This window comes from Patescibacteria group bacterium (assembly GCA_018817715.1).
Lineage (GTDB): Bacteria > Patescibacteriota > Patescibacteriia > Veblenbacterales > UBA10138 > JAHITT01.
In genome coordinates this window covers 192,104-218,163 of sequence record JAHITT010000001.1, presented here as the reverse complement: position 1 = coordinate 218,163, position 26,060 = coordinate 192,104, and the positions used below count along the sequence as shown (strand labels likewise).

At 38.3% G+C, this 26,060-nt stretch carries 20 protein-coding genes; 10 read left to right on the top strand and 10 right to left on the bottom strand.

All coding sequences use genetic code 11. The features are described from left to right. Nucleotides 1–17 precede the first annotated feature (17 nt). The 6 genes from KKC17_01245 to recA all read left to right on the top strand — a co-directional run bounded on the left by KKC17_01245 (nt 18) and on the right by recA (nt 13,724). Complete coding sequence (locus KKC17_01245) at nt 18–1,286, top strand: UDP-N-acetylmuramoyl-L-alanyl-D-glutamate--2,6-diaminopimelate ligase (GenBank protein ID MBU1038850.1); 1,269 nt, start codon at nt 18–20, stop codon at nt 1,284–1,286. A 425-nt stretch (nt 1,287–1,711) separates the two neighbouring features. Next, entirely contained in the window at nt 1,712–5,104 is a 3,393-nt protein-coding gene (locus tag KKC17_01240) for a DNA-directed RNA polymerase subunit beta (protein ID MBU1038849.1), read from the top strand. Nucleotides 5,105–5,127: 23 nt separating this feature from the next. Next, nucleotides 5,128–9,132 (top strand): DNA-directed RNA polymerase subunit beta', encoded by a 4,005-nt coding sequence (rpoC, locus tag KKC17_01235; GenBank protein MBU1038848.1) that lies wholly within the window; start codon nt 5,128–5,130, stop codon nt 9,130–9,132. Between the two features lie 122 nt (nt 9,133–9,254). Then, nucleotides 9,255–11,528 carry a DNA translocase FtsK gene (locus KKC17_01230; protein ID MBU1038847.1) on the top strand — a complete coding sequence of 758 codons (2,274 nt, stop codon included), beginning with the start codon at nt 9,255–9,257 and terminating at the stop codon, nt 11,526–11,528. Nucleotides 11,529–11,647: 119 nt separating this feature from the next. Continuing rightward, the gene (locus tag KKC17_01225; GenBank protein ID MBU1038846.1) at nt 11,648–12,334 is read left to right on the top strand and encodes a helix-turn-helix domain-containing protein; all 687 of its coding nucleotides are present in this window, start codon (nt 11,648–11,650) and stop codon (nt 12,332–12,334) included. 352 nt (nt 12,335–12,686) lie between these two features. Further along, entirely contained in the window at nt 12,687–13,724 is a 1,038-nt protein-coding gene (gene recA / locus KKC17_01220) for a recombinase RecA (protein ID MBU1038845.1), read from the top strand. Nucleotides 13,725–13,889: 165 nt separating this feature from the next. Here the strand turns inward: recA and efp are convergent, their stop codons facing one another. The 4 genes from efp to rpsF all read right to left on the bottom strand — a co-directional run bounded on the left by efp (nt 13,890) and on the right by rpsF (nt 15,737). Continuing rightward, complete coding sequence (efp, locus tag KKC17_01215; GenBank protein ID MBU1038844.1) at nt 13,890–14,456, bottom strand: elongation factor P; 567 nt, start codon at nt 14,454–14,456, stop codon at nt 13,890–13,892. 21 nt (nt 14,457–14,477) lie between these two features. After that, a complete protein-coding gene (rpsR, locus tag KKC17_01210; GenBank protein ID MBU1038843.1) occupies nt 14,478–14,708 on the bottom strand; it encodes a 30S ribosomal protein S18 in 231 nt (76 codons plus the stop codon). 17 nt (nt 14,709–14,725) lie between these two features. Next, nucleotides 14,726–15,157 (bottom strand): single-stranded DNA-binding protein, encoded by a 432-nt coding sequence (gene ssb / locus KKC17_01205; GenBank protein ID MBU1038842.1) that lies wholly within the window; start codon nt 15,155–15,157, stop codon nt 14,726–14,728. A gap of 85 nt (nt 15,158–15,242) precedes the next feature. Next, a complete protein-coding gene (gene rpsF, locus KKC17_01200; protein ID MBU1038841.1) occupies nt 15,243–15,737 on the bottom strand; it encodes a 30S ribosomal protein S6 in 495 nt (164 codons plus the stop codon). 294 nt (nt 15,738–16,031) lie between these two features. On the opposite strand from rpsF, the gene KKC17_01195 reads away from it, so the two are divergent. After that, a complete protein-coding gene (locus KKC17_01195) occupies nt 16,032–17,234 on the top strand; it encodes a hypothetical protein (GenBank protein ID MBU1038840.1) in 1,203 nt (400 codons plus the stop codon). A gap of 160 nt (nt 17,235–17,394) precedes the next feature. Then, nucleotides 17,395–18,405 carry an adenosine deaminase gene (locus KKC17_01190; GenBank protein MBU1038839.1) on the top strand — a complete coding sequence of 337 codons (1,011 nt, stop codon included), beginning with the start codon at nt 17,395–17,397 and terminating at the stop codon, nt 18,403–18,405. Here the strand turns inward: KKC17_01190 and KKC17_01185 are convergent. Next, complete coding sequence (locus tag KKC17_01185) at nt 18,398–19,138, bottom strand: polyphenol oxidase family protein (protein ID MBU1038838.1); 741 nt, start codon at nt 19,136–19,138, stop codon at nt 18,398–18,400. The genes KKC17_01190 and KKC17_01185 overlap by 8 nt on opposite strands. A 10-nt stretch (nt 19,139–19,148) precedes the next feature. Beyond that, nucleotides 19,149–20,216 carry a redox-regulated ATPase YchF gene (ychF, locus tag KKC17_01180; GenBank protein ID MBU1038837.1) on the bottom strand — a complete coding sequence of 356 codons (1,068 nt, stop codon included), beginning with the start codon at nt 20,214–20,216 and terminating at the stop codon, nt 19,149–19,151. Between the two features lie 139 nt (nt 20,217–20,355). On the opposite strand from ychF, the gene KKC17_01175 reads away from it, so the two are divergent. Next, nucleotides 20,356–20,805 (top strand): putative toxin-antitoxin system toxin component, PIN family, encoded by a 450-nt coding sequence (locus KKC17_01175; GenBank protein ID MBU1038836.1) that lies wholly within the window; start codon nt 20,356–20,358, stop codon nt 20,803–20,805. 5 nt (nt 20,806–20,810) lie between these two features. Further along, nucleotides 20,811–21,599 carry a 1-acyl-sn-glycerol-3-phosphate acyltransferase gene (locus KKC17_01170; protein MBU1038835.1) on the top strand — a complete coding sequence of 263 codons (789 nt, stop codon included), beginning with the start codon at nt 20,811–20,813 and terminating at the stop codon, nt 21,597–21,599. Here KKC17_01170 and typA read toward each other — a convergent pair. The 4 genes from typA to yjjX all read right to left on the bottom strand — a co-directional run bounded on the left by typA (nt 21,592) and on the right by yjjX (nt 26,025). Beyond that, complete coding sequence (typA, locus tag KKC17_01165; protein ID MBU1038834.1) at nt 21,592–23,409, bottom strand: translational GTPase TypA; 1,818 nt, start codon at nt 23,407–23,409, stop codon at nt 21,592–21,594. The genes KKC17_01170 and typA overlap by 8 nt on opposite strands. Nucleotides 23,410–23,590: 181 nt before the next feature. Continuing rightward, on the bottom strand, nt 23,591–23,920 hold the full coding sequence (locus tag KKC17_01160) for an RNA-binding protein (GenBank protein MBU1038833.1): 330 nt from the start codon (nt 23,918–23,920) through the stop codon (nt 23,591–23,593). A gap of 177 nt (nt 23,921–24,097) precedes the next feature. Then, nucleotides 24,098–25,489 carry an Nramp family divalent metal transporter gene (locus KKC17_01155; protein MBU1038832.1) on the bottom strand — a complete coding sequence of 464 codons (1,392 nt, stop codon included), beginning with the start codon at nt 25,487–25,489 and terminating at the stop codon, nt 24,098–24,100. Continuing rightward, entirely contained in the window at nt 25,486–26,025 is a 540-nt protein-coding gene (gene yjjX / locus KKC17_01150) for an inosine/xanthosine triphosphatase (protein MBU1038831.1), read from the bottom strand. Before yjjX ends, KKC17_01155 begins: the two co-directional genes overlap by 4 nt. Nucleotides 26,026–26,060 lie beyond the last annotated feature (35 nt).

Sequence of the window (26,060 nt, the reverse complement as noted above, 5' to 3'; positions counted from 1 at the left end):
GGGTTTATCATTTTGTTATGTCCTGGTTAGTAGCTTTGTTTTATGGTTTGCCAGCCAGGCATTTAGTGGTAATTGGTGTAACCGGTACCAAAGGTAAAAGCACAGTTAGTAATATGATTTGGTATGCTTTGCAAAATATGGGCTATAAGACTGGTTTAATTTCCACAGCCCAAATGGCTATAGGTTCTACCGCCTGGCCTAATGATTTAAAAATGACTATGCCAGGCAGGCTAAAGTTGCAACAACTACTTAGGCAAATGGTTAAGGAAGATTGTCGGTATTTGGTAATGGAAACTTCGTCCGAGGGTTTGGCACAGTTTAGGCAAGCCGGCTTGCCTTATGTAGTTGGCGTGTTTACCAATTTAACTCCGGAGCATATTGAAGCTCATGGCAGTTTTGATAATTATAAATCAGCCAAAGGTAGGTTGTTTGCTTATTTATCTAAAATAAAAAAGCCATTAGTCAGTCCTTTAGGTTTGGTTAAACCAGCCAGTGTTATTAATTTAGATGATAAGTCAGCTGATTATTTTTTAAGTTTTCCTGTGGCCGAGCGTTATGGTTATAGTTTTAATAACAAAACGAGTAGTTTAGCAACTAATAATCAAATAGCTAAATTTGAAGAAGTTGGTTTGGATAAATTAAAAATAAATATAGATTCAATAGATTATGAATTTTTAGTGGGTGGTCAGTTTAATGCTTATAATATTTTAGCCGCGGCTTTGGTTGGGCAGGTTCTTAATTTCCCCTTGCCAAAGGTTTTAAATGTTTTAACTACTTATAGTGGTACGCCGGGCAGGCTGGAATTTATAAACGAGGGGCAAGATTTTAAAGTTGTGGTGGATTATGCCCATACTGTTGAATCTTTGGAGCAAATTTATAAATTACTAGGTGGTTTTAGTGAGTTAGTAGCAGTGCTGGGTTCTTGTGGTGGTGGTCGGGATAAAGCTAGGCGAGAGCCTTTGGGTAAGTTAGCTGGTCAATATGCTAAAGTGGTTTTGGTAACAAATGAGGATCCTTATGACGAGGAACCAGTAAGTATTATGAAACAGGTAGCGGTTGGTGTTTTGGATGTTGGCAAAAAAGAAGGTGTAGATTTATTTATTGAGCCAGATCGACGTCAGGCTATAAAAAAAGCCTTACAAATAGCTAAGGCCGGGGAGATAGTAGTTATTACTGGTAAGGGTTCGGAACAATGGTTATGTGTGGCTAATAATAAAAAAATACCTTGGGATGATAGGCAGGTGGTGAGAGAGGAGATTAGAAAAATACTAAACCCTAAATCCTGATTTCTAAATAATTCCAAAATCCAAATAGCAAATAACTAACCAATGACCAATTAATAAATATCAAATTTATTGATTTGATATTTATTAATTGGTAATTTGACATTAATTCTTATTTTATTCCTGTGGATTAGTTGTGCAAGCAGTTTTTTGATTTATTTAACAAAGCCAATTAAGGTATTATTTGGTTGATTTTTTTGGCTAAGTAGAGCCAAAAATAAATTAAATAGGAAATTATTGATTTTTAAGCTCTTGACAGCTTGACAAGGGGATAAGTAATTGATAGAATCTAACTACTTTAATGACGTTTTTTGGCTAAGCCGTGTGGCTTTTAACCTAGGCGTCTCCAAGCGTTTTGTCTAACATAATTAATTAATTTGCATCTCGTTCCTAAATTTGTCCCTTAAATCTGGAAGGAGATATTTTTTATGTCTGAAAAAAATACCGATCTCTTAAACCCGTATCGCCAGCGTCTTAGTTTTACTAATTTAAAGGACGCTATTGAGTTACCCGATTTAGTGGAAACACAGCGGGCTTCTTACGAATGGTTTTTTGCCGAAGGGCTTAAAGAATTATTCGATGAAATATCGCCGATTAAAGATTTTATCGGTCGTGATTTAGAATTATATTTTTTGGATTATTATTTGGATGAACCAAAATTTGATGAAGTAACTGCTCATGCCAAAAATACTACTTATGAGTCTCCCTTGCGGATTAAGGTTCGTTTAGTTAATAAACGGACTGGTGAAATAAAAGAGCAGCAGGTTTATTTGGGTGATTTTCCAGTTATGACACCCCGAGGTACTTTTGTAATTAACGGTATTGAACGTGTAGTGGTTTCACAGCTTATTCGTTCGGCTGGTGTATTTTTTACTTCAGAATTTAACCGCGGACGACGTTATTATGGCGCTAAAATAATACCTAATCGTGGGGCTTGGTTAGAATTTGAGGTGGATAGCAATAATGTAATTTGGGTAAAAATTGACCGTAAACGTAAAGTAGCCGCTACTTCTTTACTTAAGGCTTTTGGTTTGTCCGACAATGAAGAGATTAAAAAAACTTTTGCCGAAGTAGATAATCATCCGGAAGTTAATTATATTTCAGCTACTTTGGCTAAAGATATAACTAAAGATGAAGCCGAAGGTTTAATAGAAGTTTATAAACGTATTCGTCCGGGCGATTTGGCTACGGTGGAAAATGCTCGTTCTTTGATTCATAACATGTTTTTTAATTTTGCCCGTTATGATTTTGGCCGGGTTGGACGTTATAAATTGAATCAACGTTTTGGTTTAAAATTAGCTATTAATAAAGAGAACCGAGTTTTGCGTTTGGATGATTTGGTTCTTATTATTAAGGAAATTATTCGACTTAATAATACTCAAGATGAACCCGATGATATAGACCACTTGGGTAATAGGCGCGTGCGAGCGGTTGGTGAATTAGTGCAAAATAAATTCCGGGTCGGTTTGGCTCGTTTGGAAAGAATTATTAAGGATAAAATGTCCACTTTGGATATTGCCACTTTAACACCCAATCAATTAATTAACGCTCGACCGATAATTGGTGCCATAAAAGAATTTTTTATGTCGTCGCAGTTATCCCAATTTATGGACCAAACTAATCCTTTGGCTGAATTGGAACATAAACGTCGTTTATCAGCTATGGGTCCAGGTGGGCTTTCCAGAGAGCGAGCCGGTTTTGATGTTAGAGATGTGCACCGTACGCACTATGGCCGAATTTGTCCGATTGCTACACCCGAAGGTCCGAACATTGGTTTAGTTGGCCATTTGGCTTCTTACGCCCGGGTTAACAGTTATGGTTTTATTGAAACGCCTTTTCGAAAAGTGGTCCACGATGTACCTAATGATGGCCAATCATCAACTGGTGAAAAATTAAGACAAGATATTGTTAATGAACAAGGCAAGGTTTTATTTAAGGCTGGTGAAAAAGTTACGGCCGAAATGGCTAAAAAAATCAAAGAGGTTAAGGGTTTAACCACTGTGGCTTTGGTACCGCGGGTAACGGAGGAAATTATTTGGTTAGATGCTTTTGCTGAAGAACGTCATATTACTACAGCGGCTACTACACCGATTGATGAAATGGGTTATTTTCTTAAAGAACGTTCCGAGGTTCGGGAACATGGTCAACCTAAATTAGATGATGTGGAGAAGATAGATTATATGGATGTCTCTTCTCAGCAAATAATTTCTATCACCACTTCTTTAATACCTTTTATAGAACATAATGATGCGGTGCGAGCTTTAATGGGTACCAACATGCAACGCCAAGCTGTGCCTTGTATAAAACCTCAAGCACCAGTGGTGGGTACGGGCGTGGAGGCTAAAGCGGCCCAAGATTCCGGTCAGGTTATTGTGGCTCAACAAGACGGTGAAGTTGTTTTGGCCCAAGGTGATCGTATTGAAGTTAAAGACAGTGCTGGTCAAGTTCATCCTTATAACTTGGGTAAATTTGTACGTTCTAACGCTTCAACTTGCATGAACCAAAAAGTTATAGTGGATAAAGGACAAAAAATAAAGAAAGGCCAGGCTTTGGCCGATGGCGCTGCTACTGAGCGAGGGGAATTAGCGATTGGCCAAAATGTGGTGGTAGCTTATATAGCTTGGGAGGGTGGTAATTACGAAGATGCTGTTTTATTATCGGAGCGTTTAGTGCATGATGATCGTTATACTTCCATTCATATTGAAGATTATAAAATAGACGTGCGGGATACTAAATTAGGTCCTGAAGTAGTTACCCAAGACATTCCTAATGTTGGTGAAGAAAAATTAAAAGATTTAGATGAGGAAGGTGTTATTCGTATAGGTGCCGAAGTTTCTTCTGGTGATATTTTGGTGGGTAAAATAACACCTAAGGGTGAAACTGAATTATCGGCTGAAGAAAAATTATTAAGAGCTATTTTTGGTGAAAAAGCCAAAGATGTTAGGGATTCGTCTTTGTATTTGGAGCATGGTGAGCATGGTAAAGTTATTGATATTAAAGTTTTTTCCCGAGAAAATGGCGATCGACTTTCTTCTGGTGTTATTAAATCTATTCAGGTATCTATTGCCCAACTTAGGAAAATACAAGTTGGTGACAAAATGGCTGGCCGACACGGTAACAAAGGTGTAATTTCTAAAATTGTACCGGAAGAGGATATGCCTTTTTTGCCCGACGGCACGCCGGTCGACATAATATTGAATCCTTTGGGTGTGGCTTCTCGTATGAATTTGGGTCAGATTTTAGAGACTCATTTAGGTTTAGCTGCTCGGCAGTTAGGTTATTATGTAGCCACTAAGCCTTTTAATGGTGTATCAGAAAAAACTATTAGGCAGGAATTAGTGAAAGCTGGTTATCCCGAAGATGGCAAAATGACTTTATATCATGGTCGGACTGGTGAAGCTTTTGATGAAAAAGTGACAGTTGGTTTAACTTATATGTTAAAGCTTAATCACTTAGTGGAAGATAAAATACATCAACGATCTATTGGGCCTTATTCTTTAGTTACGCAACAACCATTAGGTGGTAAAGCTCAATTCGGTGGTCAAAGATTCGGCGAAATGGAAGTCTGGGCTTTAGAAGCTTATGGTGCAGCTTATAGTCTTCAAGAAATTTTGACTATTAAATCAGATGATGTGCCGGGTCGATCCAAAGCTTATGAATCAATAATTAAAGGTGAGCCGATAACGCGTCTTAATGTGCCGGAATCTTTTAATGTCCTTATTAGGGAATTGAAAGGTTTGTCTTTAGATGTGGAATTGATTAAAGATGGTCAGATAGTGTCGACTGATCCAAAGAAAAATTCGGAGCAACCAACTACTTAAAGTTCAATCAATTAAAAAATAATATGACATCTATGTTTCCCGAAAAAGAACACTTACACGCCAACGATTTTGATTCCATTCGTTTGCGTTTGGCTTCTCCAGACCAGATTTTAAAATGGTCCTTTGGTGAAGTAACCAAACCTGAAACCATAAATTACCGCACACAAAAACCAGAGAAAGATGGTTTATTTGACGAAAGAATTTTTGGTCCGACCAAGGATTGGGAATGCTATTGTGGTAAATATAAACGTATTCGTTACCGTGGTATTGTTTGTGATAAATGCGGAGTGGAAGTTACTCGAGCGGTTGTTAGGCGAGAACGTTTTGGTCATATAAAATTGGCTAGCCCAGTTTCTCATATTTGGTTTTTACGGGGTGTACCTTCTAAAATTGGTTTGTCTTTGGGTTTATCGGTGCAAGATTTGGAAAAAGTTATTTATTTTGCTTCTTTTATAGTTACCAAAGTAGATGAAACTAAAAAGCAGGCTTTATTGAATCAGGTAACTGGTGAGTATAAGACTAAAAGGAAGGGCTTAGAAGCTGAGTACCAAAAGCAAACAGAATTAGCGGCCCAAAAATATACTGGCAGTCAATTAGAGCAGGAAAGGCATTCTTTGGAAACTATCAAAAACGAAAAATTAAGTAAGCTAGAACAAGCTTTTGAAACGGCTCGTCGAGAAATTAAAGAATTGAAGGTTTTACAAATAATTTCTGAGAATCAGTATCAAGATTTATCGTTAAAGTACGGCCAGGTTTTTGAAGCTTCTATTGGTGCTGAAGCAATTCATGAGTTATTGGAAAAGATAGACATAAAAAAAGGTATTGCTGTTTTGGAGGAGGAAGTTGCTCAGTCTGTGTCGACCAAACAAAAGAAGTTAATCCGTCGACTTAAGTTATTAAAAAGTTTTCAGTTGGTTAACATTCGTCCGGAATGGACAGTTTTGGACGTTTTGCCAGTTATTCCGCCGGACTTGCGGCCAATGGTTCAGTTGGATGGTGGCCGATTTGCCACTTCCGATTTGAATGATTTGTACAGACGAGTTATTAATCGTAATAACCGTTTGAAGCGTTTAATGGATTTAAATGCGCCGGAAGTAATTTGTCGTAATGAGAAGCGTATGTTGCAGGAAGCAGTTGATGCTTTGTTAGATAACAGCGCTCGTCATGGTAAGACCGTTACAGCTTCTACTGGTCAAAGACGCATGCTTAAATCCATCGCCGATATCTTAAAGGGTAAGCAAGGTCGTTTTAGACAGAATTTATTGGGTAAGCGTATTGATTATTCTGGCCGGAGTGTTATTGTGGTTGGTCCAACTTTACAATTACATCAGTGTGGTTTGCCTAAACGAATGGCTTTGGAATTATTTAAGCCCTTAGTTATTTCCAAATTGATTAAGCGCGAATTAGTTCATAATGTTCGGAGCGCCAATCGTTTTATTGAGGCGGGCAAGGGTGAAATTTGGGATATTTTGGAAGAAATAGTTAAAGGTTCTTATGTGTTATTGAATCGTGCACCGACCTTGCATCGTTTAGGTATTCAGGCTTTTCAGCCTGTTTTAATTGAAGGTAAAGCTATTCAAGTTCATCCTTTGGTTTGTCCGGCTTTTAACGCTGACTTTGATGGTGACCAAATGGCTGTTCATGTACCCTTGACTGAAGAAGCTAAGTGGGAGGCGGCCAATATTATGTTGTCGTCTAAAAATTTGCTTAAGCCGGCCACGGGTGAACCAGTAGCTACTCCGTCCAAAGATATAGTTTTGGGTTGTTATTATATGACCAACAAAACAGAAGTTAAAGCTGATGAAAAAATTAAAGAGTACGGTTCTTTGGGGGAAGCTATTTTAGCTTATCAATCTGATTGGTTATCTTTGCAAAAGGCCATTAAAGTTCGTTTGTCTGATGGGCAAAAGATGGAAACTTGTGTCGGTCGTATTTTATTCAATGAAATCCTACCAGAATCTTTGCGTTTTTGTAATGAAGTAGTGGATAAAAAAGTGTTGAATAGGTTAGTTTCTCAAGCTTTGGCTGAAGATGGTTTGGATGAGACAGCTAAATTATTGGATCGTCTTAAGGTTATGGGTTTTGAGTATTTAACCAAGTCCGGTTTGTCTTGGGGTATGTCGGATTTGCCCGAGGTTAAAGAACGGGAACAAATTTATAATGAAGCGGAAATGCAAATTGAAGAAATTTATGATCAGTATCAGCAAGGTTTGTTAACTGATGATGAACGTCATATTAAAGTGATAGAAATTTGGGCTCAAGTTAAAGATCGGGTAACGGAATTTTCCCGTAAGGCCTTGCCAAACCATGGTTCGGTTTTTTCTATGATTCAATCAGGAGCTCGCGGTTCTTGGGGGCAAATTACTCAAATGATGGGTATGAAAGGATTGGTAACTAACCCGGCCGGTGACACCATGGAATTGCCAGTCAAGGGTAATTTTAAAGAAGGATTTGATGTCTTGGAATATTTTATTTCTACTCACGGTGCCCGTAAGGGTTTAACTGATACTGCTTTAAGGACAGCTAATGCCGGTTATTTGACTAGGCGTTTAGTGGATGTGTCGCATGATATTGTAGTAGTGGAAGAAGATTGTGGGGATAAAGAAGGTTTTAATTTTACTTATAATGATAGTGAAGATATTGGCGATTCTTTAGGTAAAAGAGCTGCTGGTCGTTTTTTGGCCAAAGATGTAGTAGTTGGTCAGTCTAAAAAAGTTTTATTGAAAAAGGGTAGTATAGTTAGCCAAGAGGATGGTAAATTAATTGATGAATCTGGTGTAACCGAAGTTTTATTAAGGTCACCCTTGTCTTGTAAAACCAGACGCGGTATTTGCCAAAAATGTTATGGGTATGATTTAGGTTTTAATGCTTTGGTGGAAAATGGTACGGCTGTTGGTATCATAGCTGCTCAATCAATTGGTGAGCCGGGTACACAATTGACTATGCGCACTTTCCATACTGGCGGTGTGGCTTCAGCTGAAGATATAACTCAAGGTTTACCTCGAGTAGAAGAAGTTTTTGAAGCCCGGCCGGTTAAGAGAGCTGGTTTATTGGCTCCAGCTGACGGTAAGGTGGAAGTTTATAATCAAGGTCGGCAGAAATTTATTAAAATGAATTATCACGATGGTGGTGAAGAAGTTATTAATTTAGCTCTTCATGAAGCTCCCAAAATTCTTGTTAAGAAAGGCCAAGCTGTAACCGCTGGGCAAGAAATAGTACAGGCTGGTGATCAAATGATTAAAGTGCAACGGGCGGGTAAGGTAAAAAATATTACTGAAGAGAAAGTGGTTATAAATGTGTCAGCGGAAACAGAGCAGGAGTTTGCCGTACCAGGTGGTTTAGCAGTTTGGGTAAAAAATGGTGAATTGGTTGTAAAAGGGCAACAATTAACAGAGGGTAGTTTGAATTTACATGAACTTTATAGTTTACGAGGCAAAGAAGCTGTTCAACATTATATTTTGAAAGAAATTCAATATATTTATTCTTCGCAAGGTCAAAAATTAAACGATAAACATATTGAGTTAATTATTCGTCAAATGTTTTCTCGGATGGTTATTGTGGAAACCGGTAGCAGTGATTTGTTGTCTGGTGAAGTAGTAACGGTTGCTCAGTTTGAAGAAGCGAATGAGCAGATTAAAATTAAGGGAGGGCACCCAGTCAAAGCTGAGTATTTGTTATTGGGTATTACTAAAGCCTCTTTATCAACCGATAGTTTCTTGTCGGCCGCTTCTTTCCAAGAAACCGCTCGCGTTTTGATTGATGCCGCCGTGACTGGTAAAATTGATAGATTAAGAGGTCTTAAGGAAAATGTTATTATTGGTCGTTTAATTCCAGCTGGTACGGGTTATGGCCCTAAAGCCGAATTGTTAGCTACGGCCATGGATAAATTACAGGTACAAAGAGAAGCTAATGCTATTAAAGAAGCGGCTGAAGCGGAGGCGGCTTTACAAGCCAGAATTAAAGAACAAGAAGAATTAGACGCTAGTTTGACTTTGCCAATTTCTACGGATACGGTAGTAGAGAATTAGTTTTATTTACAAGAAAAAGACAGCTTTAAAGAAGTAAGATTGTTATTGTTAAGCAGTGCCTAGGTTGGCTAAGAAACCTTAATTAGCGTTATACTGTCTAAAGTTAGAGAGAAGTATAATTTATGGCTCGGGTTAATAATAAAAATTCAACAACTAAAAATAATAGCGGATCAGTTGGTTTATCAGCCGAAACCAAGCATGGTTTGGTAGTGGTTGGCTTAGTAGCTTTGTCCATAATTTTTATTTTGTCTTTTTTGGATTTATCAGGCTTGGTCGGCCAAGGATTAAAAAGAGGATTAATTTTTACTTTTGGTTGGTCAGCTTATTTAATACCCGTTATTTTATTAATGGTTGGTTACGCTTTAATGCAACCTGGTTGGCGGATTCAATTAAGGCAAGTTGTGGGTTTATTTTTGTTTTTATCAGGTTTAGCCGGTTTGACTCATTCGGCTTTGGAGAATATTACTTGGTGGCAAGCTGTTAAAGAAGGTGTGGGTGGTGGTTATTTGGGTTTTATTTGGTTATGGGCTTTAACGCCGATTTTAGGTGATTGGGGCGCCATAGTTTTATTGTTGACTATTTTAGTAGCTGGCTTATTGGTTTTGTTTGATACTTCACCTATTAGTTTGTTTAAACGTTTTAAAGATACTTTAGCAAGTTGGCAGAGTGCCCTTAATCAATCAGTGGTTAATAGTTCCCCGATTAATTCCAAGGAGGATAAAGCAGCTTTATGGCGTGAAACTAAACCACCCAAAGAAGAGGAGCCGGTTAGCCGGATTAAAGAACAAATTTTACCAACTTTGGATAAAGTTTTTAAGAAACGTCCAGTAGATAATTTGCTGACTACTTTGGAAGTAACTGAGCCGGAGGTGGTTAAATTGCCTTTACCGCCTCGCCAAATACAAATTAAGACGGATTTATTAGAGGAGCGCAAAGGTAAACCTACTTCGGGGGATATTGAAGCAAATAAAGAGAAAATCCGTCGGACTTTACTTAACTTCGGTATTGAGGTGGAAATGGGGCCGATTAATATAGGTCCGACTGTGACGCAATATACTTTAGCTCCATCACAAGGTGTTAAACTTTCTCATATTACAACCTTAAGTAATGATTTGGCTTTGGCTTTGGCCGCTCACCCCATTAGAATAGAAGCGCCAATTCCCGGTCAGTCTTTAGTGGGTATAGAAATGCCCAATCAAACTGTGGCTTTGGTCGGCTTAAGGGATATTATAGAGTCAGAAGCTTTTAAAAAACGTTCATCTAATTTAACTTTTAGTTTGGGGCGAGACGTGGCCGGCCAAGCTTTTGTGGCTAATTTGGAAAAAATGCCTCACTTATTAATTGCTGGCGCCACTGGTTCTGGCAAATCAGTTTGTATTAATACTATTTTATTGTCCTTGCTTTACACTAATTCGCCAGATGAATTAAAACTTATTTTAGTTGATCCGAAAAGAGTGGAATTAGCTTCTTATAATGATATTCCTCATTTATTAACGCCGGTAATAACCGATGTTAATAAGACGATTAATTCCTTAAAGTGGGTAGTTGGGGAGATGGACAGACGTTATCAGGTTCTAAGCTCTTCTGGTAAGAGAAATATTCAGGCTTTTAATCAGTTGGGTGGCGAGTTAATGCCCTATATAGTTGTGGTGATAGATGAATTAGCTGATTTAATGGCGGTGGCGGCTCAAGATGTGGAAGCGGCCATTATTCGGTTGGCACAAATGGCTCGAGCCGTTGGTATACATTTAATCGTGGCAACTCAGCGACCATCGGTTGATGTAATTACTGGTTTAATTAAAGCTAATATAACTTCCAGGATAGCTTTTGCTGTGGCTTCCAGTACTGATTCCAGGACTATTTTAGATACCAGTGGCGCTGAAAAATTATTGGGTCGAGGCGATAGTTTATTTATTTCGGCTGATTTATCCAAACCTAAACGTATTCAAGCTGCTTTTGTTGGGGATGGGGAAATAGAAAAAGTAACCAATTTCTTAAAACAAGCTGCTAAACCAGATTATAATCCGGAAGTTGTAGTAAAGCAGTATGGTCGGGGAGTTAATTCTTTGATTGGAGGCAGTCAGCCAGATGATGATGAGTTGTTGCCTGAGGCGCAGGAGATAATTATTCGGGCTGGTAAGGCTTCAGCTTCTTTTTTGCAAAGACGTTTAAGAGTTGGTTATGCCCGGGCTGCTCGTTTATTGGATTTATTAGAAGAAAAAGGCATAATTGGACCAGGTGATGGGGCCAAACCTAGGGAGGTGTTGGTTAGTCAACAAGATTTAATGAACGACACAGCTGGTTTGCCTGAGGAAGCAGATTCGTCAGAAGTGGTAGATGATGAGGAGTTGCTTGAATCTGAAGAAGAAGCTGGTGATGACTTTGAAGAAAAATAAATTTTTTTAAAATAACATATTAAATTCGAAAGCTTAATTTTTAAATAATACTCTAGTAATTAGGTTTTTAATTTAGACTATTGGGGATTATTTAAGGTTTAATTTTTTAGTTTTATCTAATGGCTCGTTTTAGTACTCATAAATTAAATAATAGTGATGGCCAAGGATCTTTTTTGGCTAAACAGCGCCAGTCTAAAGGCTTGTCCATAGAAAAGGCCAGTCGGGATTTGGGTATTAGTGGTCGTTATTTGCAAGCTTTAGAACAGGGCCGTTGGTATGATTTGCCTTTTGGTTCTTATGGTAAGATGTTTTTAAAAAAATATTCTCAGTTTTTAGGTTTAGATCAAAACAGTTTGGACACGGAAACGGTTTTGCCGGTTAGTCTTTTTGTTAATCAGTCAAAAAATTTTACCAGCCAACGTAGCTCAAATATTTCTTGGCACAAGAGCCGATTATTTTTGTTATTTATGGCTGGGGCGGGAATTTTGGTTTATTTATTGGCCGGTGCCTGGTTGGCTATTGTGCCACCCCGTTTTAGTTTAGTGGAACCGGTTGGTGATTTTACTACTAGCCAACCAACGGTGGTGGTTACAGGTTCGACTCAAGCTGGTACTTTAATATTTATAAATAATCAGCCTTTGGTGGTTAGTGAAGAGGGGTTATTTAGGGCGGTGGTACCCTTACAACCGGGTTTAAACAATTTGTTAGTAGAGGCCCAAAAAAGTTATGGCCAGCGTACTGGTTTAACTAGGCGAGTCATGTTTAAACCAGACAGTACGGTGGGTTTGCCTTTGCAGATATTTTAGAAGTTCAAAATTTAGATATTGAAATAATCCGCTTCTGGCGGACAGCAGGACATTTAGTTTTTAATTTTTTTAAATATCTAGGTTATTTTTGGCAATAACAAATAGTAGGTCATTACGAGGAGGGAGGCTGTTAGGCCGACTGACGGGGCAATCTAATGATTCTTAGATTGTTTCGGTCGTTTTACTCCCTCGCAATGACAATTGATATTACCGTAGTCGTTAAAGCTGCTTTGTAATGATAGAATAATTATTAGATAAAGTTAGATTTATTTATATATATACCATTCCTGCCTCGGGTAATTTATGTTATTATATTTAGACTAATTATTAAGGAGGGAAAGTTAAAATTATTATGAAAACTAGTAATAAAAAAAATATAACTACTACTGAAAGTACTGGTCGGCAAAAAGCCGCTCAATTAGCCATTGATCAGATTAAACAAAGGTTTGGTGAAGGGGCAATTATGAAGTTAGGTGAAGCCCAATCTATGTCGGTTGATACTATACCGACTGGTTGTTTATCTTTGGATATTGCTTTAGGTGGCGGTTTGCCCCGAGGTCGGGTGATCGAAGTGTTTGGTCCGGAAGCTTCGGGTAAAACCACTTTGACCTTGCATGCTATTGCCGAAGTTCAAAAAACTGGTGGTTTGGCCGCTTTTGTGGATGCCGAACATGCTTTGGATCCTTCTTATGCTAAAAAAATTGGCGTTAATATAGACGAGCTGTTAATTTCTCAGCCAGATACTGGCGAGCAAGCTTTGGATATAGTTGATACTTTGGTTAGGTCTAATGGCGTGGATATAATTGTGGTAGATTCAGTGGCCGCCCTGACCCCCAAAGCGGAAATAGAAGGCGATATGGGCGACCATCATATGGGTTTGCAAGCTCGGTTAATGAGCCAAGCCTTACGTAAATTAACAGCCATTATTTCCAAATCAAAAACCGTGGTAATTTTCTTAAATCAAACTAGAATGAAAATTGGTGTATTTTTTGGCAATCCAGAAACTACTACCGGCGGTATGGCTTTAAAATTTTATTCGTCGGTTCGTATAGAGATAAGGCGTATTGGTCAAATAAAACAAGGTGACAAAATGGTGGGTAATCGCACCAGAGTTAAGGTAGTTAAGAATAAAGTTGCCCCGCCTTTTCAGGGAGCGGAATTTGATATTATGTATAATGAAGGAATTTCTTTGTCTGGGGATTTGATTGATTTAGGTTTAACTAGGGAAGTAGTTAAAAAGAATGGTAATACTTTTAGCTATGGTGAAACAAAATTAGGTGTCGGCCGCGAACAGGCTAAGCAGTTTTTACGAGACAATCCTAAAATAGTTAAGGAAATTAGGACCGATGTTTTAAAAAAAGTAGAAGAAGAAAGAATGGCGGAGAAGTAGTTTAAGAAGTTGGCAGGTAGCAACCGGAGCTATAAAGAATAAAGTCGATCCTATTTATTATTTAAACGGCTAGTAAAGGAAGGTTTGAATAAAAGCAATTTTTAGCTAAAACAAACGGCTCACTTCATCTGATGAAGTGAGCCGTTCAAGGTATTTTAAGCTAGCTTAAGCTCTTTCTACGTACTGGCCGGTTTCAGTGTTAACTATAATTTTTTCGTCATTCTTAATGAATAAAGGTACGTTGATAATTAGACCAGTTTCTAAAGTAGCTTGCTTACTACCACCGGTAGCTGTGTCGCCTTTAACGCCGGGCGGAGTTTCCTTAACTTTAATGGTAATTTTGTTAGGTAATTCCACACTGACCGGCTGGTTGTTAAAATTAAGAATATTAACTTCTAAGCCGTCAATTAAATAGCCCGCTTGGTCGGCTAAGGCTTCTTGAGAAAAATCAAATTGTTCAAAAGTTTCCTGATTCATAAAATGATAACCGGAATCATCAGCGTACAGGAAGCTGGCTTTAAGGCGCGACATGTCGGCCTCGGTTACTTTGTCACCCGGTTTAAAAGTTTGTTCTAATACTTTACCGTTAAGTAAATTTCTTAGTTTGGTGCGCATTACTGGTTTGCGTTGAGCAGTGCGCATAAAAGAAGCTTCTAAGACTAAGTAAGGCTCTTCGTTGACTAGAATACTAAGTCCGACTCGGATGGAATTAAGCGAGGGTAAAACAGCCATAAATTATTCGTTAAACTAGGATTATTTAGAAACAAAAGCTAGTAAAGCCATAAAACGAGCTCGTTTAATAGCTAGAACTAATTTTCTTTGATGTTTCATGCAAGTACCAGTACGACGTCGGGGTAGAATTTTGGCATAACCGGACAAGAATTTTTGCATTACCCGAGTATCTTTATAATCTACTTCATTAAGTCCGTTAACGCAGAAGTAGCAGACGCGCGGTTTAGTTAGGGTATTGTTTTTTCTAATCATAGATAGTTAATAGATTATTAAAATGGTATATCTTCGACATTGACGGTGGTTTCTTCGTTATCGGTTGGATTGGCGGTTTCTTCTGGTTCGTTAGTATTGGTTGCTGAGTTGTTAGCACCAGCCCGATCCAGCATTATCATATTATCGGTTATTATTTCGGTGCGCCAATGCTTTTGTCCTTGAGCGTCATCCCAGGAACGGGTTTGCAGTCGTCCTTCAATAAAAACTTTGGAACCTTTTTTTAAATATTGCCCACAGATTTCCGCTAGGCGACGCCAAGCGACCACATTATGATATTCAGTTTTGTCTTGTCTCTCGCCAGCTGAATTGGTCCAGCGTAAGTTGGTGGCTACAGTGAAAGTGGTAACAGCGGTGCCTTGAGTAGTGGTTCTAACTTCAGGATCACGGGTGATGTTACCTATGACCATAGCTTTATTTAAGTAGTTCATATTTTTTTTACCTTGTAAAGGCTTAGGGTTTTTAAAATATTTTTTAAGAAACCTTTGGAGCCATTAAAGTGGTTATAAGGAATGATTATTTAACAATTTCTTGTTCTAAAATTTCTTCTATTTTTTTGTCCAAGTCATCAAATTGAACAGGTCGGGGAACCGACTCAACAGCTGGCGCGGGTTTTTCTGAATCAGCCGGTTTGGCTGGTTCTTTAGTTTCGGCTTCTTCTCGAGCTTGTATTTTCATTAATTTTTCTTGGAAGGCTTTTTCTCTGGCTAATTGTTCCGGTGATTTAAGCGGTTTAAGGATTATTTGACTGCGCAATACTTCAGTAGACATTCTAAACCAGTTATTTACCCGGGCTAATTTGGTTGACTCTAAATCAAATTCCACTAAAATATAATTACCATGCCTTAACCCTTTAATAGGATAAGCCAGCTTTTTTTTACCCAAAGAATCTTCTTGGCTAATAGTGGCGCCTTCTTCTTTTAGCATGGCGCGTACTTTGTCGGCCACAGTTGTATCTTCTTCACTACCAGCTTTAATGGGTATTATATAAATCAGTTCGTAATGCTTCATAAGTTATTTTTTTAAAAATAAAAAACGCTGAAGTTTTTTGCCCTAACCAGTAAAACCCCTTGAACCAGTTAGGACCTCTAAATTTTAGAGGTATGGAGCGCTAAACTTATTAAGCGCTAAGTTAAAATGATGTTATCATAAAGCTAATGGTTTGGCAAGGGCCGACCGGGTGGCCGAGGGATAGAATTTACAAGCGGGTTTTAAGCTGTTCGCCGGGTGAATTTATTAATGGCCAGTAAATAAAAGAATTTTAAATTTAGTATTTTTTATTATAATGTTATACTTTAGTCTATTATGACTAAATACATATTTATTTTAGGGCGGGAACCGGTTTTAAGCGTGGCGGAGATTAACAGTCAATTAATTAAGAATAATCTATCGGCAACTTGGTTAGCCATAACCCAGACTTATGTTTTATTGGCGGCGGATTTGCCAGCTGATTTTTTTGATAATTTAGCCGGTTCGGTTAAGTTGGCTGAATATGTGGACAAAGTGGCGGGGGATAGGCCGACAGTGGAAAAAGTTATTAGAGATTTTTTAAAGAAAATAATTAGCAGTAGCTATTTGTTTGGTTTTAGTTGGTATGGTCGTCGGCCGCCTAAATGGTTGAATTTAGCTGGACTTAGCCTAAAGAAGGAATTTAAACAATCAGGCGCCAGAGCGCGTTTGGTAGTTTCTCGGGAAGCGGATTTATCTTCAGTAGTAGTGGAAAAAAATAAATTATTACCACCGACTGGCTATGATTTTATTTTTTTACCGCAAGCTGACGGTAGTTTAATAATCGGTCGGACTATTAAAGTTCAAGATTTTGCCGCCTGGTCCAAACGTGATTACGGCCGGCCGGCCCGGCAAGCTAAAGTTGGCATGTTGCCACCTAAATTAGCTAGATTAATGGTGAATTTATCTTTGGCGGATAAACAGCAGGCCTTGTTAGATCCTTTTTGTGGCTCGGGCACTGTTTTGCAAGAAGCGGCTAGTTTGGGTTATTTAAAATTGTGGGGTTCGGATATTGATCAGCGGGGAATAGACAGAACTAATAGTAATTTAGAGTGGTTAAAAAAAGATTGCCTCGATAAATTATTTACTTGGCAATTACAAGCGGTGGATGTTCGGCAATTGCCTAATTTTATTAAACAGCAGACTTTTGGTGCCGTAGTAACTGAGCCTTATTTAGGTCCGCCCTTAAGCGGTCACGAATCAACAGCCGAGCTTAAAAATATTCAAGTCGAGTTAACGCAATTTTATGCAACCACGCTTAAAATTTTATATTCAGCTTTGCAACCAGGCGCCCGGTTGGTTATGGTTTGGCCTAGTTGGCGCCTAAGGGAAGAAAAAATATTTTTGCCTTTGGTGGACAAAGTTAAAAGTTATGGTTTTAAGATAGAAAATTTATTACCTAAGGAGGCACCAGTCGGTTGGTTAAATAATCGCGGTTCCTATATATATCATCGGCCGGACCAACGGCTGGCCCGGGAAATATGGGTGTTTAGGAAATAAAGTTAATTTGTGATTTTTATATGGAGATGGAGGATTGAAAGAGCTGCACAACGAGGGGTTGTTAATTTGCTGTTTTTTATCTGATTCTGCTATACTTAATCAAAGTGAATAGAAGAGTCCTTGGTTTAGGGGATTCTTTTTTGCTTATTTAAAAAACCTTATGATTTTTTATAAAAACCAATTAAATATAGAATTAATCGACTTGCATATACATATTGGCGGCGCTGTGGCGCCTCATATTATGTGGGAGTTGGTCCATCAACAAGGTTTAAAATTGCCCGTCAAGAATTATTGGGATTTTTGGAAGTTGATTACAGCCAGTGATGAAACAGTGCAAAATTTAGAAGAATATGTGGATATTATGCATCAATGGACCGAGAAAATACAATCTAGTCCGGTAGCTATGGAGCGTTGTGTTTATGCTATTATTGCCAAAGAATATCGTTCGTCCAATATTAATCAAATTGAGCTTAGATTTAATCCAATGAAACGCAATAATGGCGGACAAATGGATTTAGATCATATTATTCAGTCCAGTCTTAATGGTATGTACCGAGCCAGTTTGGATTTTGGTGTTAAAGCAGGTTTAATGTTTTGTTTAGCTAGAGAATTTTCTTTTGAATTAAATGAAATTATAGTTAAAAAAGCGCTTAAGTATCAAAAGTGGGGAGTAATTGGTATTGATATCGCCGGTCCAGAGAAAAAAACTTTTGAACAAGAACCAGACTTTAAAAAATATATTGAACTTTTTAATACAGCTAAACAAGCTGGTTTAGGTATAACTGTGCACACTGGTGAAACCGATGCCACTGGTCCGGATAGTGTGCGCCAGGTTTTGCGTGATATTAAACCACAACGCATTGGCCATGGTATTCAGGCGGCCAAGGATGAAAGTTTGCTTAAAGAATTAGCGTCCGCCGGCACAGTTTTGGAATTATGTCCTTCCTCTAATTTGCAAACTCGGGCTATAAAAGATTGGTCGGAGTTTAAAGATATTGTAAATAAGTTTAAAGAATTTGGTGTAAAATACACGATCAACACTGACGGGCCTTATTTGCTTAATAGCAATATGAAAAAAGAAATAGAAATAATGTTAAATAATAACATTATGACCAAAGATGAACTTAGAGACAGCTTTGATTTAGCCCGGCAAGTTAGTTTTATTAAATAAAGTATTTGAAACCAGCCACTACTGTAAAACGGCCTTTATCAGGCTGGTTTTGTTGTTGATCGCGGAAGTGGGAATAGTAATTATGGTTGTGGGCCGTGCAAGCCGAATTAGCAATGATATTATTCAGCTTAATTCCGGCCTTAGTTAATTGTTGTTTGGCCAGATTGATTAAATCAATATGTATTAAACCATCAGCTTGTTTATTAAGAAACGGTTGCCAGGTTTTATCAGCACTTTGTTTTACAGACTCATAGGCATAGCAACAAGTTTGAATAGCCGGGCTAATTATAGCCAGTAGATTTTTAGGTTGGCTGTTTAGATTATTTTGTAAATAAGCAGCTGTTTTAGGAATTATGTTTAAGTTTAAACCTTGCCAACCAGCGTGAATCAAGCCTAGGGATTTATTTTGGGGATCAACAAGAATAATTACTAAACAGTCAGCCACCACCGTAAATAAGTAAAGACCAGGTTGGCTGGTAACCAAAGCGTCGGCTGTTAAATCATAATCCGGCGTTAACATATTACGCCCTAGGTCGTTATTAGTGAGCCTGATGATTTTATCTTTATGTTCTAATTGACTAGTGGCACAATTTTTTATATCAATACCTAATTTTTGGCAAAAGTTTTGGCGGTTTTGTCTAACTAGTTTAGTTGACCCGAATTTAAACGACATAGTGCCGTCGGAAATTTGAGAAAAGCCATATAAGAAATCTTTCGGTAAATTTACAGACATTGGTTGGTTGTTAAACACTGAATCTAAAGTGACAAACGTCGCCATCTTGAAGCTGGTAATCTTTGCCTTCTAAACGAAATTTACCTTGGTCTTTAGCGCCATTTTCGCCACCACAATTTACAAAATCTTGATAACTTATAACTTCAGCTCGAATAAAGCCCTGTTCAAAATCACTGTGAATTACGCCGGCGGCTTGGGGTGCTTTATGGCCTTGGACTATAGTCCAAGCGCGCGACTCCAGGGGTCCGGAAGTAAAAAAGGTAATTAACTTAAGTAATTGATAACTGGCGGTAATAAGTTTATGTAAGCCGGTTTCGGTTAGCTTAAGTTCTTGTTGGTATAAAACTGCTTCGTCAGCCGATAGTTCTGTTAATTCAGATTCTATTTTTGCCGAAATGCCAATAGCTGGTGACAGGGTGGTTTTAAGCGGTTGGTTAATATCTTTTTCAGCTACGTTAAAAACATAGAGCAACGGTTTAGCTGACAATAAAGGCAGTTCTTTTAAGAACGTTACATCATCATCAGTTAAAGACAAAGTTCTGATAGATTGACCAGTTTTTAAATGACTGGCGAATTTTTCTAGGATGTCTATGTGTTTTTGGCAAGTTTTATCAGCGCCGGTTTTAAGTTTTGGTCGTAGGGCTGCCAGTCTTTTTTCTACAGTTGATAAATCAGCCATAACAAGTTCCAAGTTTATAACAGTGGCATCGGACTCGGGGTTAACTTCATTGTGGACATGGATAATATTACTGTCTTTAAAATCCCTGACTACTTGAATAATAGCATCTACTTCTCGAATAGTGGCTAAAAATTGGTTACCCAAACCTTCGCCTTGATGAGCATTTTTAACCAGACCAGCTATATCCACGAATTCAATAGTGGTTGGTACGGTTTTGGCTGACTTGGATAGTTCTGTTAGTTTGGTTAGCCGTGCGTCCGGTACTGCCACTACACCAACATTAGGATCAATAGTGGCAAAAGGATAATTTTCAATGGTTACTTGTTTGCGGGTTAAGGCTTTGAATAAAGTGGATTTGCCGACATTAGGCAGTCCCACAATGCCGATTTGAAAAGACATAAAGCTCTAGAATTAAGAATCAAGCATAAAGAATTAGGAAAAATCCGTAATGTAAGGATTTATAATTTTTAAGTCTATTCCACTTTACCTTAATTAATTCATTTGGCAAGCGCTCTGCCAGCTTCTATACTAGATAGATATGTGGCGCGTCGTTTTAGACACTAATGTTTTAATAAACGCTGATAAGGGTGAATTTAGCTACCCGAAGCGTATTTTGGATTTGGTTTTACAGGGTGCCCTGGAAGCTGTTATTACGTCTCAGGTCTGGCGGGAGAATCGATTATTGGTGGACAGATTAGTTAAAGATGAAAGGTTAAAAGGCGATATACAAGATTTTTTAATAATGGCCGAACAAGTAGAGCCGAGCCGGGTGCAGGTGCCAATTGAAGATAAAGAGGATCTTAAATTATTAGCAGCGGCTAAGGGTGGTCGAGCTAATTTTTTAATAACCGAAGATAGGCATTTGTTGGATTTAGGAAATTTTAATGGTTTTGATATTTTAACGCCGGAACAATTTTGGTCGCGTTGGGAGCAAACGGGTGGAGGAGATTCTTGGAATAGTTGGATTAAAAATATAATAAGTAATTAATTATTATGTCTAGAGAATCTTTAAATTTTTTTAAAGACAGCGTTATAAGAACTGTAGAAAAATCAGCTATTAATTTGCCTAAGTTTAAGGAGGAGTTTGATAAAAAGGGATTTAAAGGCGTTGGGCATTATCTTTTGGAAGCTGTGAATGTACGGATTGATTATACCAAAGAAGCGGACCCTTCTTTTTCTGGCCTGCGACAAAAATTACAAAAAGAGCCAGGATTGATTATTGGTAATCATCCTGGGTATATTGAAATTCCCGCTATTTTAAATACTTTAGACAGGGAAGATGTTAAGTTTATGGTGACCCAGCATTTATATGAACATTTTGTTAGGCAATTTGGTGAGCAATATTTTGTGCCCAATGCTAAAAATATTTCGGAATTAAAACCAGTTTTGCAAACAGTAAAGAGTCATATTAAGACCGGGGGAGCAGTAATGATATTTCCTTCTGGTGGCGGTGAACAAAATATTGCTCAACCGGAATTTAAGAGTGGTTTTAGATTTTTTTTACAACAACTGCCCCAGGAAGCCATGGTTTATTCTTTTTATACCGACCCGGAACAGTCTCGGCAATTGGTTAAAGAATGTTTGCCTGATTTTGCCGGGTTATCTTCTGATGTTTTAACCAAGGGTCTATTTAATATTAATCGTTTTTCAGAAACTAAAACCGTTAAAATAGACGAAAGTTATAGGCCGGTCGGTGATTGGCAAGAAGTTTTAAGAAATAATAAAACCGACGGCAAAAATAACGTTTTGAGTGAATATTTTTTAAGTCAGTTTGTTATTTAATTCCTAGTTCTTTGCGCCGGGCTTCGACTTCGTCCAGTATTTTTTTACGCATACGGATATTTTTCGGTGTTATTTCCACCAATTCATCAACGCCAATGTATTCCAAAGCGTCTTCTAAGTCCATATCTTTGGGCTTGTTAAAATGTTCAGCTGAACCGTCGCCTTTGGAACGCATATTGGAAAGTTGTTTGGTTTTACAAACATTGACTCGTAGGTCTTTTTCTCTGGAGTGTTGGCCAACGACTTGTCCTTTGTATACTTTAACAGCCGAACCAATAAATAAAATACCTCGATCTTGCACATTAAGCAGTCCGTAAAGATTGGTTAAACCAGTTTCGTGGGCTACTAAGGAGCCTTGTTCTCGGGGACGCCAGTTGCCTGGATCGGGCTGATAATCGTAGAATAAACTGTTCATTATCCCAAGACCTCTAGTATCAGTTATAAATTCACTACGATAACCCAACAAACCTTTGGTAGGGATAATAAATTCCAATAAAGCTAAATTATTATCTACTTTCATTTCTTTAAGTTCACCGCGCCGGGCGCCTAGTTTTTGTATAACTACTCCGGCAAAATCTTCTGGTACTTCAATAAACAATTGTTCAAAAGGGGTTAAGGTAACTCCGTCGATTACCTTGTTGATTACTTGCGGTTGAGAAACTTGCAGTTCATAGCCTTCTCGCCTTAATCTTTCTAAAAGTATGGCCAAGTGTAGTTCGCCGCGGCCAGCTACACTCCACAGACCGGCTTGAATTTCTTCCACCCGTAAAGCCACGTCGGTTTCTAACTCTTTAAATAAACGTTCTTTAATTTGCCTAGAAGTTGTAAATTGTCCTTCTTGGCCAGCTAAGGGAGAATCATTAATCATTACTGACAATTTAACAGTCGGTTCTTCCACGCTGAGCAGGGGAAGACTTAGAGGTTGTTCACTATCGGCGATGGTTTCGCCAATGGTTATGTCGGGTATGCCGGCTAAAGCGATAATATCGCCGGCTTGAGCTTGAGGGGTTTCTAAACGTTCCAAGCCTTCAAAAGTCATTAAAGAGAGCAAGCGATATTTTTTTATGTCGCCGGTGCGGTTAATATGAGCCACCGTGTCATTGGCTTTAACAGTACCTTGCCAAACTCGGCCAGTGGCTACTCGCCCTTTAAATGGATCGGCGCTTAAACTAGTAATTAAAATTTGTAAAGGTTTATTAATATCGCCTTGGGGGGCTGGTATGTGTTGAACGATTGATTCAAAAACCGGTAAAATATCGGTCATTTTATTAAGATCGGCCGTAAGGCCGGCTTTACCTTGTTTGGCCGCCGCATAAATTACCGGAAAATCCAAAGAAGCGTCATCGGCACCCAGCTCCACGAATAAATCAAAAGTTTTATTTAAGGCGTAATCGGGTCGGGCATCCGGTTTATCTATTTTGTTTATAACAACCAATATTTTTAATTTCATTTCCAAAGCGCGCCTTAAAACAAACCTGGTTTGGGGCATGGGGCCTTCTTTGGCGTCCACCAATAATAAACAACCGTCAACTAGAGTAAGTACCCGTTCTACCTCGCCACCGAAATCGGCGTGGCCGGGCGTATCAACGATGTTTATTTTATAATCACCCCATTGGACGGAAGCATTTTTAGAAAAAATAGTAATACCACGTTCTTTTTCCAGTTCGTTGCTATCCATTATTAAATCAGCCTGCTGTAAGTCTTTTTTTAACTTAGTGCTGGTTTGCCTAAGCAGGGAATCTACTAAAGTGGTTTTGCCGTGGTCCACGTGAGCAATAATAGCTACGTTTCTTATTTTGGTTTCGGTCATAATAATTTAAGGAGTGAATTTACTTAACAAAAAATCCTCGTTCGACGAAGAAAGAGGATAGCCTCTTAACTTTAGGATAATAATGGTTTAAAGTGTTTTTGTCAATTGGTTAAAGTGTTTTTTTAAATAAAACACCCCCCTTTAGCTCTAAGCTAAAAGGGGGTGAGTTTTGAGTTGTGCTTTACCAGCGATTTTGACGTGGAGCAGAGTTGCCACCACCAAAACCACCGCGATTAAAACCGCCGCTGCGAGGCGGGCGAGGAGCCAAAGGCCTGGCTTCGTTCACAGTTAAAGTTCGACCTTCGAACTCTTTACCATGAAACATGTCAATTGCGGCCTGAGCTTCTTCATCAGTGGACATTTCCACAAAACCAAAACCTTTGGAACGGCCGGACATCTTGTCGATGATAACGGTGGCCGAGGCAACGGTGCCGGCTTGTGCGAAATGATCTTGCAAAGCAGCGTCAGTGGTGCTGTAAGGCAAACCACCAACGTATAATTTCTTCGCCATTTTGAGAATATACAAAAAATCAATAAACGTGTAAGGCGACCTATTCTCCTTTCCAATCCTCAAGCTTAACGCTTGCTCCTTTAAATTAAAGGATAATTTAAGAAACTGGCGAAGAACTCTTACATCTAGGTAAGAGTCTAGTATATTTTTTATATTTAGTCAAGTCTTAAGCTAACTTTACTTTAACCAATTGCTTAAATTACTCCACAAAGTTATAGCGCTAAACAGGCCGAAGAATAGGAAAATTATTATAATAATAAGTTGGCGCCACATTTTGGGACGTAGAATTTTTGGCAATAATTTGTGGTTCATCCAATTTACTAAACCAACATGAATAAACATAGCTACAGCGTTTATAACCGCGCCGATAATTATTAAAGTTTTTGGTTCGTAAATATTAAATAAGAATAAAATAATACCGAAAATAATTTGTGCCCATAAAAAATTGTAGTATATTTTTCCCAAAGGAAATTGGTTTTGATTATTTAATTTTTTTAGCGCCAAATTTTCCGCCATAATTCTGGAAGTGGAATCTAAAACTCCCAATTGGGTTTGCCAGAGCATTATGCTAATAACTAACAGGAAAATAGTACCGACAATAGGCGAGATAAGTTGTCCGATAATTCGTCCTTCATTTAAAATAAATTTAATACCTTGCAAATTGCCGGCTAGATTATAAGTGGTGCTGTAACTTAAAATCATTAACAAACAAATACCCAAAAAACCTAAAAACCAAAAGACTAAAAAGTGTTCCAAATTTATTCGTCGCCACCAAGTTTTAAAATTTTTAAGATTTCCTTCGGTTAAATCAAAATCTTGGCCAGTTAATTTAATGGTTGGTTGTGGGCTTTTGTTGTGGAACAGGCCGGAAATTTTTTGAGCATAATAGCCCATACCATAGCCTTTTTCCCGAATGTAAATTGATTGAGTTAAATTAAGGTTGCCACCAGCACCGGCGTAAGCAAAAGCAGCTAAGAAAGTGGCTAAGCTTAAACCTTCAGGTAGCCAGTTATAGCCCTGGCCTTGGCCAACCAAACCCTGAGCCAAAGCCAGCCAGTCAGTGGACCTGGAAACAATAATTGCTAAAATAATAATAAAGGGTAAACCAATAAAAATTATGGTTTTGGTTATTCTTTCCATTAACCCGTAAACAGTTCGGCCCGAACTTATTAATACGCCAATAATAAGTAGGAATAATATGGCCAGCCATTTAAAATCTGTTAAACCAATTACTTGGGCGAAAACTTGAGCTGAGGCGGCCACGATGCCCGGCAAACCAAAACCTAAAAAAGTGGAAGCAATAAACCACCACGGACTAAAAGGCCAGATTTTTTTTAAACCAACAAAAACGCTTTCACCCTTAATAAGAGCGTAGCGTTCTATTTCCATGTTAATAAAAAATTGAAAAGTAATACCTAGCAAAGCCCCCCAGGCTATACCCAAGCCAACGTTACTGGCCAAATAGGGCCAGAGAATAACTTCACCCGAACCAAAACCTAGGGCCAATAAAATAAAACTTGGGCCGATTAATTTTTTTAAAGGTAAAGCGACAGGCAAAGGTTGTGTCATATTAAGGGATAAAGATTAGGATTGGTAAAAGGAATTAGCGCTAAGGTAACAGCTTGTTGGTAATAAGTTGCGCGGTCTATTAAATTGTTGGTTAAAATGCCCACCGCGCCGTTTTGTTGTTTAGAATTGGTTTGGCCAAATACTTGATCATCGGCTTCGCCCAGTTCTAAACCTTGTTTTATTAGAGTGGCTATTTGAGGTGGTAAATAAAAACTAGCCGTGCGAGCTTGGCCAGTTTGACCAGTTTTATTTTGAATAACTATCCAAGCAAAAGCTTCTAAACCAATTTCTTTTTGTTCCACACCACCTTCTAAACCGACCCAGTAATCAGCTTGAGGCTTAACCAGTTTAGCTTGGTTAAGACGATTAATAGCGCCCTGTTTAGTTTCTTGATCGTTTAGGGGTTGGTTGCTAACGCCCGAAGGTACGGTTAGGCCGGTAAAAATAAATTGGTTACCAGGCAACATTAAAGTAAAAGCTTTTTTAACAGCTTCAATTTTAACTGGATTTTCTGAGGCGATTATAATAATAGGCATAGTTTTTACCTTAATACTATAACATAAGAGGTAAT